General features: G+C 63.5%; 13 protein-coding genes. 8 read left to right on the top strand and 5 right to left on the bottom strand.

Features of this window, described 5'->3' with window-relative positions:
* The first annotated feature begins 333 nt into the window (after positions 1-333).
* The gene (locus VGG47_RS00155; RefSeq protein WP_331534824.1) at positions 334-1,590 is read left to right on the top strand and encodes a type III PLP-dependent enzyme; all 1,257 of its coding nucleotides are present in this window, start codon (positions 334-336) and stop codon (positions 1,588-1,590) included.
* 173 nt (positions 1,591-1,763) lie between these two features.
* On the opposite strand, the gene VGG47_RS00150 is transcribed toward VGG47_RS00155, so the two are convergent.
* A complete protein-coding gene (locus VGG47_RS00150; RefSeq protein WP_331534822.1) occupies positions 1,764-1,973 on the bottom strand; it encodes a dodecin in 210 nt (69 codons plus the stop codon).
* 763 nt (positions 1,974-2,736) lie between these two features.
* Between VGG47_RS00150 and VGG47_RS00145 the strand changes: the two genes are divergently transcribed.
* The 3 genes from VGG47_RS00145 to VGG47_RS00135 all read left to right on the top strand — a co-directional run bounded on the left by VGG47_RS00145 (position 2,737) and on the right by VGG47_RS00135 (position 6,447).
* Positions 2,737-3,930, top strand: coding sequence for a GGDEF domain-containing protein (locus VGG47_RS00145; RefSeq protein ID WP_331534821.1), 1,194 nt, complete (start codon positions 2,737-2,739; stop codon positions 3,928-3,930).
* Between the two features lie 210 nt (positions 3,931-4,140).
* Positions 4,141-5,469, top strand: a complete 1,329-nt coding sequence (pabB, locus tag VGG47_RS00140; protein ID WP_413788639.1) for an aminodeoxychorismate synthase component I — start codon at positions 4,141-4,143, stop codon at positions 5,467-5,469.
* A gap of 174 nt (positions 5,470-5,643) precedes the next feature.
* The gene (locus tag VGG47_RS00135) at positions 5,644-6,447 is read left to right on the top strand and encodes an aminotransferase class IV (protein WP_331534819.1); all 804 of its coding nucleotides are present in this window, start codon (positions 5,644-5,646) and stop codon (positions 6,445-6,447) included.
* A gap of 948 nt (positions 6,448-7,395) precedes the next feature.
* Here VGG47_RS00135 and dnaQ read toward each other — a convergent pair.
* From dnaQ to VGG47_RS00115, 4 genes are read right to left on the bottom strand one after another with little or no spacing between them, the layout of a single operon-like run.
* Positions 7,396-8,070, bottom strand: coding sequence for a DNA polymerase III subunit epsilon (dnaQ, locus tag VGG47_RS00130; RefSeq protein ID WP_331534818.1), 675 nt, complete (start codon positions 8,068-8,070; stop codon positions 7,396-7,398).
* Positions 8,067-8,651 (bottom strand): dephospho-CoA kinase, encoded by a 585-nt coding sequence (gene coaE / locus VGG47_RS00125; protein WP_331534817.1) that lies wholly within the window; start codon positions 8,649-8,651, stop codon positions 8,067-8,069. Before coaE ends, dnaQ begins: the two co-directional genes overlap by 4 nt.
* Positions 8,648-9,469, bottom strand: coding sequence for a shikimate dehydrogenase (locus VGG47_RS00120; RefSeq protein ID WP_331534816.1), 822 nt, complete (start codon positions 9,467-9,469; stop codon positions 8,648-8,650). The genes coaE and VGG47_RS00120 overlap by 4 nt, the downstream gene beginning before the upstream one ends.
* A complete protein-coding gene (locus VGG47_RS00115) occupies positions 9,376-10,587 on the bottom strand; it encodes a glycosyltransferase family 87 protein (protein WP_331534815.1) in 1,212 nt (403 codons plus the stop codon). The genes VGG47_RS00120 and VGG47_RS00115 overlap by 94 nt, the downstream gene beginning before the upstream one ends.
* 41 nt (positions 10,588-10,628) lie before the next feature.
* Here VGG47_RS00115 and VGG47_RS00110 point away from each other — a divergent pair, with 41 nt between their 5' ends.
* From VGG47_RS00110 to dnaK, 4 genes are all read left to right on the top strand, one after another.
* Positions 10,629-11,822, top strand: coding sequence for an aspartate aminotransferase family protein (locus tag VGG47_RS00110; RefSeq protein WP_331534814.1), 1,194 nt, complete (start codon positions 10,629-10,631; stop codon positions 11,820-11,822).
* Positions 11,819-12,754 carry an ornithine carbamoyltransferase gene (argF, locus tag VGG47_RS00105; RefSeq protein ID WP_331534813.1) on the top strand — a complete coding sequence of 312 codons (936 nt, stop codon included), beginning with the start codon at positions 11,819-11,821 and terminating at the stop codon, positions 12,752-12,754. The genes VGG47_RS00110 and argF overlap by 4 nt, the downstream gene beginning before the upstream one ends.
* 155 nt (positions 12,755-12,909) lie before the next feature.
* The gene (locus tag VGG47_RS00100) at positions 12,910-13,200 is read left to right on the top strand and encodes a 4a-hydroxytetrahydrobiopterin dehydratase (protein ID WP_331534812.1); all 291 of its coding nucleotides are present in this window, start codon (positions 12,910-12,912) and stop codon (positions 13,198-13,200) included.
* A 194-nt stretch (positions 13,201-13,394) separates the two neighbouring features.
* Positions 13,395-14,875: molecular chaperone DnaK (dnaK, locus tag VGG47_RS00095; RefSeq protein ID WP_331534810.1), on the top strand; the 1,481-nt coding region annotated here is incomplete at its 3' end.

The raw sequence follows: 14,875 nt of genomic DNA, 5'->3' as shown, positions 1-14,875 counted from the left end.
GCCATGAGAATTTAACATATCACGCGGAAAGAAAATTGCCCTATTCCGCTTCAGCTTTCTTTTTTCGGAAAGCTTGATGCATCGCACGTGCCGCGAACCCAGACCAGCGGGTACAGCAACGACGAGACGCATCCTGGTAGGTCGAGAGTCGGTCGCAGGACCGGGATCAATTAGGAGACGGCTATGTTAGTTGACCGGACGTTATCGATGCGAAGTCCGCGCATAACCTGGAAATCACGGTGCAGACGGCGCTGACACGCGCCCGTCCCGCCATCTTCTACACATTTCACGGCCGGCACAGACCGGCCTTGGGTTTTGCAAGGACGTTTTGCTATGAGCCTGATTCAGAATCACGGGGCCGTACGCCCGCTGCGCCGTCACATCTCGCTCCGAGCCGACCGCGCGAGCGCGCTGCCCTGCGTCGCCGACGTGGTGAAATCGCTGCGCCCGGAAGTGCCGCTGCACTGCCTCCGCCCGCAGGTGATCGCGGCCACCACTGCGTCCTTCGTCGCCGCTTTCCCCGGCGACGTGCTCTACGCGGTGAAATGCAACCCTGAGCCGGCGGTCTTGCGCGCGGTGTGGGCCGGCGGGGTGCGCCACTTCGACTGCGCCTCGATCTCCGAAGTCTCGCTGGTGCGCCGCCTGTTTCCCAGCGCGGACATTCATTTCATGCATCCGGTGAAGGGCCGCGCGGCCATCCGCGAAGCTTGGGCGGTGAACGGCGTGCGGGATTTCGTGCTGGATTCCAAGGCCGAATTACAGAAAATCCTCGAGGTCATCGGCGAGCATGAGACGGCGCGGCCGGGCCTGTTCGTGCGCCTGGCCTTGCCCGCGGCCCGGGCGGCGATCGATCTCTCCAGCAAATTCGGCGCGACTTTCGACACGGCGGTGACACTTCTGCAAGCGGCGCGGCCGGTGGCGGGAAGGCTGGGCATTGCCTTCCATGTCGGCTCGCAATGCATGGATCCGCTCGCCTGGCGCGAGGCGATGGCACTGGTCGGGCGCGTGATCCAGAGCGCCGGGGTGCGGGTGGATGTGATCGATGTCGGCGGCGGGTTTCCGGTCGCCTATCCGGACCTGGACCCACCGCCGCTCGGCGCCTTCATGGCGGAGATTGAGGCTTCGTTCGAGCAACTCGACCTGCCCGGTGTAAAACTCTGGGCCGAGCCCGGCCGCGCTTTGGTGGCCGGCGGCGGGTCCGTGGTGGTGCAGGTGCAGCTGCGCAAAGACAACATGCTGTATGTGAATGACGGCGTGTATGGCGCACTGGCGGATGCCGGGGCGCTCGGCTTCCGCTTCCCCACCAAGCTGCTCCGCGCCACCGGCGAAACCGGCGCCGCCCTCGCCGCGTTCGGCCTGTTCGGGCCAAGCTGCGATTCCATCGACGTGATGCGCGGGCCGTTCATGCTGCCGGACGACGTGGCGGAGGGGGACTGGATCGAAATCGGCCAGCTTGGCGCCTATGGCGCCTGCCTGCGCACCGCGTTCAACGGCTTCGATCGCGCGGCACTGGTGGAGGTGGCGGACCCCGCGATGCTGGAAACCGCCGGCTACGAGAGAGTGGAACCCGGCCTCTCCCGCGCCGCGTGACATCACACAAAGGAAAGCAGCCGCTTTTTAAAAAAAGCGGCGCAAAAACTTTTGGTATGCTGGGCTATGGGCGTTGTCGGGGGACAACGCCCACAGCCCAGATTAACAAAGTTTTTTTGCTACTTTTTGTTCACAAAAAGTAGCCTTCCCTTCACTCCCCAGGGCAGGCTCCTCTATTCATCCAAGGTGAAACCAACTTTCATCGCCACCTGGTAGTGAGCGATTTTGCCATTCGCAATCTCGCCGCGAACCTGCGTCACCTCGAACCAGCGCAGATTGTGCACGCTCTCGCTGCAACGAGCGATGGCATTGCTGATAGCGTCTTCAACGCCATCAGGCGACGAGCCGACCAGTTCAAGTTTTTTGTACACATGCTTGGACATGACGAACACTCCTGCAGATTTTCAGCCAGAGACAGGTACAATAAATTACAACGCCCGGTTGGGCAGACCCAAAAAAACTCCCGTCCCAGCCGGACAACCCAATGTCATTTCTCCATGAAAAATAAACCATTCACGCCCGGCGCCGCCATCGAAAAAATTATTTTTTCACCACGCGCACCACGACATGCCCGAACACAGCGTTCGACTGTCCACGCAAGCTCCTGACAAATCAATCGACTGAACGAAAGTCTTCACCCTCCGAAAAAGCCAAGGCTGCATTTCATCTTTTTCAGCCCAAGTTTTGCGCAGAACCTTAGGCGCTTCGCCTTTAAGTTGATTTCGCCCGATTCATTTTGCGACAACTTCCTAACGCGTTTTTATGTGCAGAGATCCAAGGCAAACTTCCCACAAAAATACGTTCGTTATTCGGAATGACTTAAAGTTCATAGAATTATCAGGGAACATATTTAATATTTATGCCAAAACAAACAATAAATTTACGATCAGCACGAAACATCTTTCCGCAACCATCGTTATACTATACAAAAAATTAACGCGCACGAATTACACGAATTAACGGCTACACCGAATACATAACAACGCCTCTTAGAATGGTGAAAAGCCTTGCAAAAACAAAACACACCAAACGCAGATCAACGCCTTCAGCAACGATCTATCCTGAAAAAATGAGTGCGATATAACATTTCGTTAGGTACAAAAGCAGTTTTGGTCCGGGACAGGACCGATTGGCAAATAATATACAATGACGGCCCTGGACCCCAAAACACTCTTCCTCGCCATACTGTTGGTACTGTCGCTGATGAGCGCCGCTTGCGTGCCGATCTGGCTGCAGGACCGCAGCCAGAAGGCTGTCCTATGGATGGCAGGGGGATGCATGCTGTTCTGCTTCGGCATGGTGAGCCGTGTGGCCCTGCCCTTCCTGCCTGCCATCATCATCAGTAATGCGCTGGTGTTCGCCTTCTACGGGTTGATCTGGACCGGCTGCCGTAACCTGCTCATGCGACCGGCCCGCCTCGACGTGATCGCCGCTTTTGCGGTGATCTGGTGCGCACTGTGCCTGACACCACAAATCCGCGACAGCATGGACCTGCGCACCGGCGCGGCAGGGCTGGTGATCATGGCACTCATCCTCCTGACGATGCGCGAGATCTGGCAGATGCGCCTGGGGGCGCTCAGCATCCGCGGCTGGCTGCTCTGTCTGTATGGCGCCCACGCCTTCCTGACACTGCACCGCACCCTGACGGCCCTGGGCCGCGCCCATCCGGGCAACCCCTCCTTCACCGACATGCCGGGCTTCACCTCGCTCATGATCGAAGCCCTCGCCTTTACCATCCTGACCGGCCTGGGCCTGATCGGGCTGAGCAAGGAGGTCTCCGACCGGCGGCATCGCCAGGCGGCACGCAGCGACTTCATGACCGGCGTCGCCAACCGGCGGCATTTCGAGGAAAGTCTGCAGCGGCATTTCGACCGGGCCTCCAAAAACGGCCGCCACCTGGCGCTGATCATGATCGATGCCGACGAGTTCAAGGCCTATAACGACCTGTACGGCCATCCGGCGGGTGACAAGTGCCTGCGCGCGCTCTCCACTGTGTTTCTGGCGACCTGCCGCCCAGGCGACGTGGTCGGCCGCTACGGCGGCGAGGAATTCGCCATTCTGCTGCCCAACACAAGCTCCCGCGCGGCGCATGCGGTCGCCAACCGCCTGCTGATGGCGGTGCGCGACCTGCGGCTGAAACACACCAAACGGCCGAACGGCTTCGCCACCATCAGCCTGGGCGTCGCCTCGCTGACACCGGAGACCGAGCTCCTCACAGCGGTGGAACTGCTGGAGGCCGCCGACCGCGCTTTGTACCGCGCCAAGCAGGAGGGGCGCGACCGGGTCTGCCACGCCGATGATGAATGCGAGCTGCCGGTGATGCTCCAGGCCAGCAGCTAGGGGAAGCGAAGGGGAAGGCTTCTTTTTGTGAACAAAAAGAAGCAAAAAAACTTTATTAATGCTGGGCCATGGGCGTTGTCGCCGCCACCGCCCAAGGCCCAGCATTAACAAAAATTTTTGCGCCGCTTTTTTTAAAAAGCGGCTGCTTCCTTCGCTCTCGGACAGCCTGTAGATCGCCCGGGCCATTTATGCGAAACGACGCCGATGCTGGTGACCGAATTATCCTGGCGCGATCCGCTCGACAGTTTCGCCGCCTGCGCCGATGAACCCTATCTGGCGTTCCTCGACAGCGCGGCCGCGAACGATCCGCGCGCCGAAATATCCTATCTCTGCCTTGATCCGGTCGCGACCCTCACCCTGCCCGCGTCTGCCTCCGATCCCTTCGCCACCCTCGCCGCCTGGCTCGACCGTCACCGTCCGCCGCACAGCCCGGACAGCGCGGCGCCGTTGCCCTTCATCGGCGGCGCGGTCGGGTTTCTCGGCTATGAGCTCGGCGTCGCCGCGGCGGGGATCACCAGCCGGCATCCGCGCATGGAAGGCCTGCCCGATGCGTGGTTCGGGCTGTACGACACCGTACTGGGCTTCGAGCATCGCACAAGCCGGCTCTGGTTCATCGGCCATGACCGGCCGGGCGCGCCCGCCGCCCGGCGCCTCACGGCACTGACCGCACGGCTGGCGCGGTGCGCGACGCTGCCGGCGGCGGGGCCGCTGGACTGGCAGCCGGAATGGAGCGAAGCCGACTATCACGAGCGGGTCGACCGCGTACGCGCCTATATCGGCGCGGGCGATATTTTTCAGGCCAATCTGACGCATCGTTTCCGGGCGCGACGGCCAGCGCGATTGTCCACCGCTGGACTATATGCCGCGCTGCGGCGCAAAAACCCCGCCCCCTTCGCCAGTTTTCTCCGCTGCGACGACGAGGCGACGATCATCAGCGCCTCGCCGGAAGCTTTTCTGAGCCTTGACCCGGATGGCAGGGTCGAAACCCGGCCGATCAAGGGGACGATCCGCCGCGGCGCGACCGCGGAGGAGGATGAGCGCCTCGGGCAGGAACTCAGCCAGTCGGCCAAAGATCGCGCGGAAAACCTGATGATCGCGGATCTGATGCGCAACGATCTCGGCCGCGTCTGTGCGACCGGCAGCGTGAAAGTGACGGCGCTCTGCGCGCTGGAACGTTTTGCGAACGCGCAGCATCTGGTCTCGGTGGTCGAAGGGCGGCTCAAGCCCGGTCTCGGCGCCATCGATCTGCTCCGGGCCACCTTTCCCGCCGGGTCGATCACCGGCGCGCCGAAACATCGCGCCATGCAGATCATCGACGAGATCGAGACGGCGGCGCGCGGCGCCTATTGCGGCACGATCGCCTGGCTCGGCTTTGACGGCGCGATGGGGAGCTCAGTGATGATCCGCAGCATCATCGCAACCCGGGAGGCTTTGTTCGCCCAGGCCGGCGGGGGAATTGTGTGGGACAGCGATCCCGCCGCCGAATATGCCGAGATGCGGCTGAAAGCGGCACCGTTGCTGGCGGCGGGCAATGGTTAGACAAGCGAAGGGAAGGCTTCTTTTTGTGAACAAAAAGAAGCAAAAAAACTTTGTTAATGCTGGGCCATGGGCTTTGTCTGGGACAACGCCCATGGTCCAGCATAGCAAAAATTTTTGCGCCGCTTTTTTTAAAAAGCGGCCGCTTTCCTCCTAATGCAATCATGTTCCAACCAAGTGATCTGGCTGAACGGCGCGCTGGTCGCGGCTGAGGCGGCGCGGATCGACCCGGCCGATCGTGGCCTGCTGCTGGGTGACGGGCTGTTCGAAACCCTGCGCGTGGCCGCAGGCGTTCCCCGCCACGCAATGCGGCATCTCGCCCGGCTCCAGGCCGGCGCGCTTCTGCTCCGCCTCGATTTGCCGGACGCAGACGTTTTGCATGATGCCCTGGCGGCGGTAGTGACCGCGCACAGACTGGCCGATGGCGTGTTGCGGCTGACCGTAACGCGCGGCGCCGGGCCACGCGGTGTGCTGCCCGTCCGGCCGCAACGCCCGACCGTGCTGGTCACCGCCGCTCTCCTGCCGCCGCCCGCCGCCCCTGCGGACGTCATCATCGCCCGGGGCATCACGCGGGATGAAAACTCCCCCCTCTCCCGGATCAAGTCGCTGAACTATCTGCCCAGTATTCTGGCCCGGATCGAGGCGGAGGAACGGGGGGCCACAGAGGCACTGCTGCTCAACCAGGCAGGCTTGGTGGCGGAATCGAGCGCCGCCACTGTTTTCGTCCACCGCGCCGGCGCATGGCTAACGCCGCGGCTGGACGATGGCGCGCTGCCCGGCATCCGCCGCGCCGTGCTGCTCGAGGCCGGGCTGGTGCGCGAGGCAGCGCTGCCAGTGGCGTGGTTGCTTGAGGCCGAGGCGCTATGCCTGGGCAATGCCCTGAGTCTTCGCCCCGTGCGTTCGATCGATGGCCAGGCGATCGGCGGAGCAGAAATTTTTGCGGGATTCGCAGCAACGAACAGAACACTCGGCTTCGACTGAGCGGTGGCACTGCGAAGCGAAGGGAAGGCTTCTTTTTGTAAACAAAAGGAAGAAAAAACTTGGTAGCGGGTCAGCTAAATTCCTGCTTCCGACCAAAGCACGACGTTCAGGCGTGTCCACGGGAGCGTCTGCTGTTGGGAAAAGATGCCGTTCCCGCACCTCGAGCCGCCACCCGAAACAGGCCGCCGGAGCAGGTTACGAAATGGAGATGGCGTGAGCTCACGTGGCCTGCATGATTTAGGCATTCGCATAGATCAGGATGCGTGACTGGCCTTTGAGGCGACAACCGTACTTAACGATCGTCAAGCCTCCGGATACCAACAATATTCGCCAACGACACAGCTAGCTCTCAATCAAGGTGGGCACCCGTCCTCGATCCAGCGGCCGAACAGCTCGATCCGGGACTGGGGCCAGGGTCCCTCGCCCCGCGGCGGTGGCGGTGGCATCACGGCTCCTCCGATCCCGCGAATACGATCATAGATGGCTGAGGCGTGTGACTTTACCTCCTCATAACTCGCCAGGTTGAAAGCCCGGCTCATTCCCTGAATATCCCGATCCGTGAACAGCGGACGAATATCGGCTTTGAAGCTTGTACGGTCTGTCATTTCACCACCATCTTGCTATTTCAATTGTCGCGATCTCCATCAATTCATCGAATTCTAGTAATATCAGATCAAGGAGGTGCGCATTCACCATCCGATGCCGTGAGAAGCAGTATCAATTCGTTGGCGAGCGCCGTGGGCTGCTCCTCGGGAACGAAATGGCCGGAACTGGGGATCTCACGCGCAGTCGCGTTATGACCGGTTTGTCTCCCCATAGCGGAATTTCAAACTGACCCACTACCAAAAACTTCGGTAGTGGGTCATGGGCGTTGTCGATGACAACGCCCATGACCCAGCTTAGCCAAAAATTTTTGCGCCGCTTTTTTTAAAAAGCAGCTGCTTCCTTCTATTCCTTCAGCCAGACCGGGTCTTTCAACCGAGCGACGAAGGCGCCATGGGCGGCGAGCGTGACCTCGTCCACCACGATCGGCCTCGGCGTGCGGTTTTCGGCGCGCTCATACTGCGCGAAGGCCAAGCCCTGCGTGGTCTCCAGCACCAGGCCGCGCTGCCGGCCGCCGGTGAGCTCCACATAGACCTCGGCCAGCAATTTGCAGTCGAGCAGTGCGTTATGCCTGGTGCGGGCGGAGAGATCGATGTCGAAGCGGCGGCACAGCGCGTCCAGGCTGTTAGGCATGCCCGGGAAGCGGGTTTTCGCCAGCACCAGCGTATCGATCATGCGCGGCCGGCCCAAAGGCGGACGGTTGAGGCGGGACAGCTCGTGGTCGATGAAGCCGAAGTCGAACGGCGCGTTATGCGCGACCAGGGGCGCATCGCCGAAAAATTCCAGCATGCCGTCTACGATGGCGGCGAATTTCGGCTTGCCCACGACATCGGCGTTGGTGATGCCGTGCACGCGCGTGCTGTCACTGGGGATGTCGCGCTCGGGGTCGAGCAGCACATGATATTGCGCGCCGGTCGGCAGGTCGTTCATCAGTTCGATGGCGGCGATCTCGATCACCCGGTCGCCGGTGAGCGGCTCGAAGCCGGTGGTCTCGGTGTCGAAAAGCACGGAACGGCTCATGGCAGCAGCCCCTGGATGATGCGGCGCACGCGGCGCACGGTGTGGAATTTCGAGAGGCCGGTGCGCACCACATAGTCGGCGCGGCGGCGTTTTTCGGCATCGGGCATCTGCCGGGCGATGATCGCCTCGATCTGCTCGTCCGGCAGGCCGCGGCGGCGCACGCGCTCGATCTGCACGTCGAGCGGGGCGGAAACGGTGATGATTTTTGTGAAGCGGTTTTCCGATCCCGTCTCGAACAGGAGCGGAAGATCCAGCAGCACGGCGCGGCGGCCGGCGCGGAAGGCGGCGCTGCGGAAATGCGCCTCGCGCTGGCGCACCAGCGGGTGCATGATGAATTCCAGCCGGCGCATCGCCACGTCGTCGCCCAGCACCCATTCGCGTAAGCGGGCGCGGTTCAGCACGCCGTTCTCCACCGTGCCGGGAAAGGCGCGGTCGAGGGCCGGGATGGCGCGGCCGCCAGGGGCCTGGAGAAGATGCACCTCGTCATCAGCGTTGAAGCATGGGATGCTGTGGGCAGCGAAAATTTTCGCCACCGTGGTTTTGCCCATGCCGATGCCGCCGGTCAGGCCGATCACGATCATGAAGCGACGATCCGGTACAGTTCCTCGTCCACTTCCGGGGTGACGCCGAACCAGGCGGAAAAACCGGGCACGGCCTGGTGCAGCAGCATGCCCAGCCCCTCGACCGCCTTTAATTTTTGCGCCGCCGCCGCTGCGAGCAAGGGCGTGGTGAGCGGGGCGTAGACGATATCGGCGACCGCCAGCGAGGCGGGGGCGGACTCAAGCGGCATATCCAGCGGCGGATGCCCGGTCATGCCCAGCGAGGTCGTGTTCACCAGCAGGGCATGGTCGCTGAGTGCTGCCGCGCGCTGGTCCCACGCCAAAATTTTGGCGGGCGGCAGGTGCGCGGCCAGGGCGGCGGCGCGCTCGGGCGAGCGGTTGCAGATGGTCACCGCCGCACCCTCATCCTGCAACGCGGCGGCGATGGCGCGGGCAGCGCCCCCGGCGCCCAGGATCAGCGCGGGGCCGGCGGCCGGATCGACGCCATGGGCGCGCAGATTCGCGACGAAACCGTAGCCGTCGGTGTTGGCGCCGGTGATGCTGTCACCGAAAATCAGCGTGTTGACCGCGCCGGCGCGCAGCGCGCTTGGCTCCAGCCGGTCGCACACCGCGAAGGCGGCTTCCTTGTGCGGGATGGTGACATTGGCACCCGCGAACCCGGCATGGCGCAGCGCGCGGACGGTGTCGGCGAAATGCTCCGGGGCGACGGGCAGCGGCAGATAGGCGCCGTCAATCCCGTAGCGGTTCAGCCAGGTGCCGTGGAGTCGGGGGGAACGGGAATGGGCGACCGGCCAGCCGATAACACCGGCGAGGCGGGCGGAGCCAGAGAGGAGTCGCATGGCGCAAGTCCACCACGACGCATGGCGCTTGCCAAGAGTGCGACCAGCAGGAAGGGCGTGACATGGGCGAATTGCGGCGACCAGGGCAGCAGGCCGGGGCCGAACCAGGCGAGGAAACAGAGCACCGCCTCGAACGGCGCGAAGCCGGTGACCAGGCGCTTTTCCACCAGAAGGGCGACCGCCAACGTGGCGCCGAGCAGGTCGTAATCATGCAGATACGGACAGGCCAGCGCGGTCAGCAGCAGCACGGCGATGGGCGAGCGCGCCCGCCAGGAGAGCAGGATGGCGACGGCGCTGACCGCCCCCTGGACCAGCAGTGCCGCAGGAACGCCGAGAAACCGAAAACTCGCGAAGACGCTGATCAGCCCGCCCGCGAAGGCCGGCGGTTGGCCGGTGAGCAGCACGTTGGACATTGCCGGGCGGGTGAAATGCCAAAAGCCGGACCACGCCGCCGAGCCCAGGACGAGCCAGGAGAGGCCGGCGAAAGCCAAAGCGGAGACAACCGCCAGCCCAAACGCGGCCGGCGCGCGACGGAGCAAAAAAAGCGGCAAGGCCAGACCCAGTTGCGGCTTGATGGTGGCCAGGCCGATCAGTACCCCGCCCAGACGCGGCCGGCGCGGCAGGAGCAGAAGGCCGCCGCCGATGAGCGCGGTGAGCAGTGCTGCGTTTTGATGTTCCAGCATGTTCTCAAGGCTGGCCGGGCTGGCCAGGACAGCGGCGATGAACCATCCCCCCTTCCCCGCCACCCGCAGCAGCACGGCCAGCAGCAGCAGGGACAGAAGATCGAAGCTGAGCACCGCCGGCCAGGGCGGCAGCCAGCCGAAGGGCAGTGCGATGAGCAGATAGTTCGGCGGGTAGCTCCACAGATGATAGGGCAGCTTGCCGTACAGCGCGGCAAAAAACGCCTGGTAGGCCTGTACATCGAACAGCGCGGCGAGATGCCCGTGCAGGGCCAGAAAGCCGCCGCCCCAGAAGTCCAGCCCGTCGCGCAGCGCCTTGCCGGTCAGCCCATGCGCCTCGCCCCAGATGATCAGGCCTGCCTCCAGGCAGGAGGGCACGGTGCACAGCGCGGCCAGCGCGATCCGCGTCAAGCGATAAATTTGACTTTTTTGGCTCATTTGCGCAATCTTCCGTGCTTTCTGCCCTTGAAAGCACAACAATGATTTCTCCGCTAATGCCGAACTACAACCGCGCCGACCTTGCTTTCGAGCATGGCGAAGGCGCTTGGCTGTTCGACACGGCGGGGCGACGCTTTCTTGATTTCGGCGCCGGCATCGCCAGCAGCTCGCTGGGACACGGGCACCCGCATCTGACCCAGGCCATCGCCGAGCAGGCCAAGCGGGTGATGCATGTCTCCAACCTGTACCGCGTTCCCGGCGCGGAGCATCTGGCGCAGCGTTTGGTCGAAGCCAGCTTCGCGGACTCGGTGTTCTTTTGCAATTCCGGCGCCGAGGCGAATGAGGGCCTGGTGAAGGCCCTGCGCAAAACCATGGCCGATGCCGGCCAGCCTGAGCGCGTGCGGGTAATCTGCTGCGACGGCGCCTTCCATGGCCGCACACTCGCCATGCTGGCCGCCACCGGCAACCCAAAATACCAGGCCGGGTTCGGCCCGGTGGTGGACGGCTTCGATCATGTGCCGTTCAACAATATGAACGCGCTGCGCGCGGCGATCACGCCGCAGACCGCCGGCGTGCTGATCGAGCCGATCCAGGGCGAAGGCGGCATCCGCCCGGCGACGATGCAGTTCTTGCGTGACCTGCGCGCGACCTGCGACGAGTTCGGGATTCTGCTCGGGATGGACGAAATTCAGACCGGCATGGGCCGCACCGGCAAATTGTTCGCGTATGAATGGGCCGGGATCGAGCCGGATGTGATGTCGCTCGCGAAAGGTCTGGCCGGCGGCTTCCCGATGGGCGCGGTGCTGGCCAAGGAGCGCGTGGCGAAGGCGCTGGTGCCCGGCAGCCATGGCACGACCTTCGGCGGCGGCCCGCTGGCCTGCGCCGCGAGCAACGCGGTGCTGGACGTCATTCTGGCCCCCGGCTTCCTCGATGAGGTCGTCACGACCGGCCAGTATCTGTGGGCCGGTCTCGAAAAACTTCGTGCGAAGTATCCCACCGTGTTTACCGAGGTACGCGGCATGGGATTGATCGTGGGGCTGAAATGCGCGGTCCCGAATACTGCGGCGCAGAACGCCGCCGTGGCGGAAGGGCTGCTGACGGTCGCCGCCGGTGACAACGTGCTGCGGCTGGTGCCGCCGCTGATCGTGCGCGAGGCGGAATGCGACGAGGCACTGGCACGCCTCGACCGCGCGGCGCAGCACCTCATGCCCGCCATGCTGGAGGCGGCGAAATGAGCGCCGTCATCGAGCTGCGCAGCGCCGCCCCCCGGCATTTCCTTGACCTCAAGGATTTTTCCGGCGCGGAACTGCGCGCGCTGCTGGACAGTGCGGCGCAGTTCAAGCGCACCCGGCGCAGCGGCAAAAAGCCACTGGCAGGCAGGACGCTGGCGCTGATCTTCGAGAAACCCTCCACCCGCACCCGCGTCTCCTTCGAGGTGGCGATGCGCGAACTCGGCGGCGACGTGATCACGCTCTCCTCCCGCGACATGCAGCTCGGCCGCGGCGAGTCGATCTCCGACACCGCCAACGTGCTGTCGCGCTATGTCGACGCGATCATGCTCCGCACCGGCGCCGCGGCGAAGCTGCACGAGCTGGCGAAGCACGCCAGCGTACCGATCATCAACGGCCTCACCGAGCTGTCGCATCCCTGCCAGATCATGGCCGATATCCTCACCTTCGAGGAGCATCGCGGACCGATCGGGGGCCAAGCGATCGCCTGGCTGGGCGACGGCAACAATGTCGCCACCTCGTTCATTGAAGCGGCCGCACGATTCGGGTTTTCGCTGCGGCTCGGTTGCCCGGAGGCCCATGGGCCGAGCCGCGACGCGCTCGCCTGGGCGAAGGCGCAGGGCGCGGATGTGACCGTGACCACCGATCCTCGCGCGGCGGTCGCCGGGGCGCGCGGCGTGGTGACCGATACCTGGCTCAGCATGGCCGATTCGCCGGACGACGCGGCGGAGCGGTTTGCCGCGCTGGGGCCGTACCAAGTGACGCCGCAACTGATGGCGCTGGCAGCGCCGGATGCGGTGTTCCTGCACTGCCTGCCGGCACATCGCGGCGAGGAGGTGGCGGCGGCGGTGATCGACGGTCCGGCCTCGGTCGTGTTCGACGAGGCGGAGAACCGGCTGCACGCGCAAAAGGCGATTTTGGCATGGTGCCTGGGGTAGGAAAGGAAGGCTTCTTTTTGTGAACAAAAAGAAGCAAAAAAACTTTTTTATGCTGGGCATGGGCTTGTCGCCGACACAGCCTCCGGCCCAGCATAGAAGAAGTTTTTGCGCCGCTTTTTTCAAAAAGCGGCCACTTCCTTCCAGGAGGAGCGAAAATGTCCAAATTGCTGTCAGAGGCCGAACTCCACCACCTGCCACCCGGCTGGGCGCCGGCGGCCGACCGAAAATCCATCCACCACAGCTACAAGTTCAAGGACTTCGCCGAGGCCTTCGCGTTCATGACGCGCGTGGCCCTGCTGGCGGAGCAGATGAACCACCATCCCGACTGGGCGAATTCCTACAACAAGGTGGAAATCCGCCTTTCTTCGCACGATGCCGGCGGGGTGACGGAGCGGGATATCAGGCTTGCACAAGCGATCGCTGTTTTTGCGCCGGCAACGACATAAGTCAGCGGTCATGGGCAGTTAGCCCCGGCGGTCGGCCGGCGCGGCGGCCGCCCATTGGATCGCAAAAACCGGGCCACGGACAAAAATCCTCTTGTGCGCGGTGGGCGGTTTGAATACATCCGAAGACGTTATCCCCAAGGGGTCTCTCCGGTGCTGCGGGCCGGGCGGGGCCCGCTGCAAAGGAGCTAAAATATATGAGTAAAGTCATTGGTATCGACCTTGGTACCACCAATTCCTGCGTCGCAGTCATGGAAGGCAAGGACGTTCGCGTGCTCGAGAACGCAGAAGGCGCGCGCACGACCCCGTCGATGGTTGCGTTCAGCGATTCCGGCGAGCGCCTGGTCGGCCAGTCCGCGAAGCGGCAAGCCGTCACCAACCCGACCAACACGCTGTACGCCGTCAAGCGCCTGATCGGCCGCCGCTACGATGACCCGACCGTAACGAAGGACAAGGCCCTGGTGCCCTATACCATCGTGCGCGGTGACAACGGCGATGCCTGGGTCGAGGCCAAGGGCAACAAATATTCCCCGTCACAGGTCAGCTCCTACATCCTGACCAAGATGAAGGAGACCGCCGAAGCGTATCTGGGCGAGACCGTCACCCAGGCCGTGATCACCGTGCCGGCCTACTTCAACGACGCGCAGCGCCAAGCCACCAAGGACGCCGGCAAGATCGCCGGCCTGGAGGTGCTGCGCATCATCAACGAGCCGACCGCGGCCGCCCTGGCCTACGGCATGGACAAGAAGAATGCCGGCACCATCGCGGTATATGACCTCGGTGGCGGCACCTTCGACATTTCCATCCTGGAACTCGGCGACGGCGTGTTCGAGGTGAAGTCCACCAACGGCGATACGTTCCTCGGCGGTGAGGATTTCGACCAGCGCGTGATCGACTACCTGGCCGACGAGTTCAAGCGCGACCAGGGCATCGACCTGCGTAAGGACAAGCTTGCCCTGCAGCGCCTGAAAGAGGCCGCGGAAAAGGCGAAGATCGAACTCTCCTCCTCCAAGGAGACCGAGATCAACCTGCCGTTCATCACCGCCGACGCCTCCGGCCCCAAACACATGGTGCTGAAGCTGACCCGCGCGAAGCTGGAATCGCTGGTCGACGACCTGATCGAGCGCACGCTGGCCCCATGCCGCGCGGCGCTGAAGGATGCCGGCGTCACCGCCGGTGAGATCAACGAAGTCATTCTCGTCGGCGGCATGACCCGCATGCCGAAAGTCATCGAGGCGGTGAAGACCTTCTTCGGCAAAGAGCCGGCCCGCAACGTCAACCCGGACGAAGTGGTCGCCATCGGCGCCGCCATCCAGGGCGCGGTGCTGAAGGGCGACGTCAAGGACGTGCTGCTGCTGGACGTGACCCCGCTGTCGCTCGGCATCGAGACCCTGGGTGGCGTGTTCACCCGGCTGATCGACCGCAACACGACCATCCCGACCAAGAAGAGCCAGACCTTCTCCACCGCCGAGGACGGGCAGACCGCGGTCACCATCAAGGTGTTCCAGGGCGAGCGCGAAATGGCGGCGGACAACAAGCTGCTCGGCAATTTCGACCTGACGGGCCTTCCCTCCGCGCCGCGCGGCGTGCCGCAGATCGAAGTCACGTTCGACATCGACGCCAACGGCATCGTCTCGGTCTCGGCCAAGGACAAGGCCACCGGCAAGGAGCAGCAGAT

It is taken from the genome of Acidocella sp. (genome assembly GCF_036489515.1).
In the GTDB taxonomy this organism is placed as follows: domain Bacteria; phylum Pseudomonadota; class Alphaproteobacteria; order Acetobacterales; family Acetobacteraceae; genus Acidocella.
This window is presented reverse-complemented; position numbering and strand designations above follow the sequence as displayed.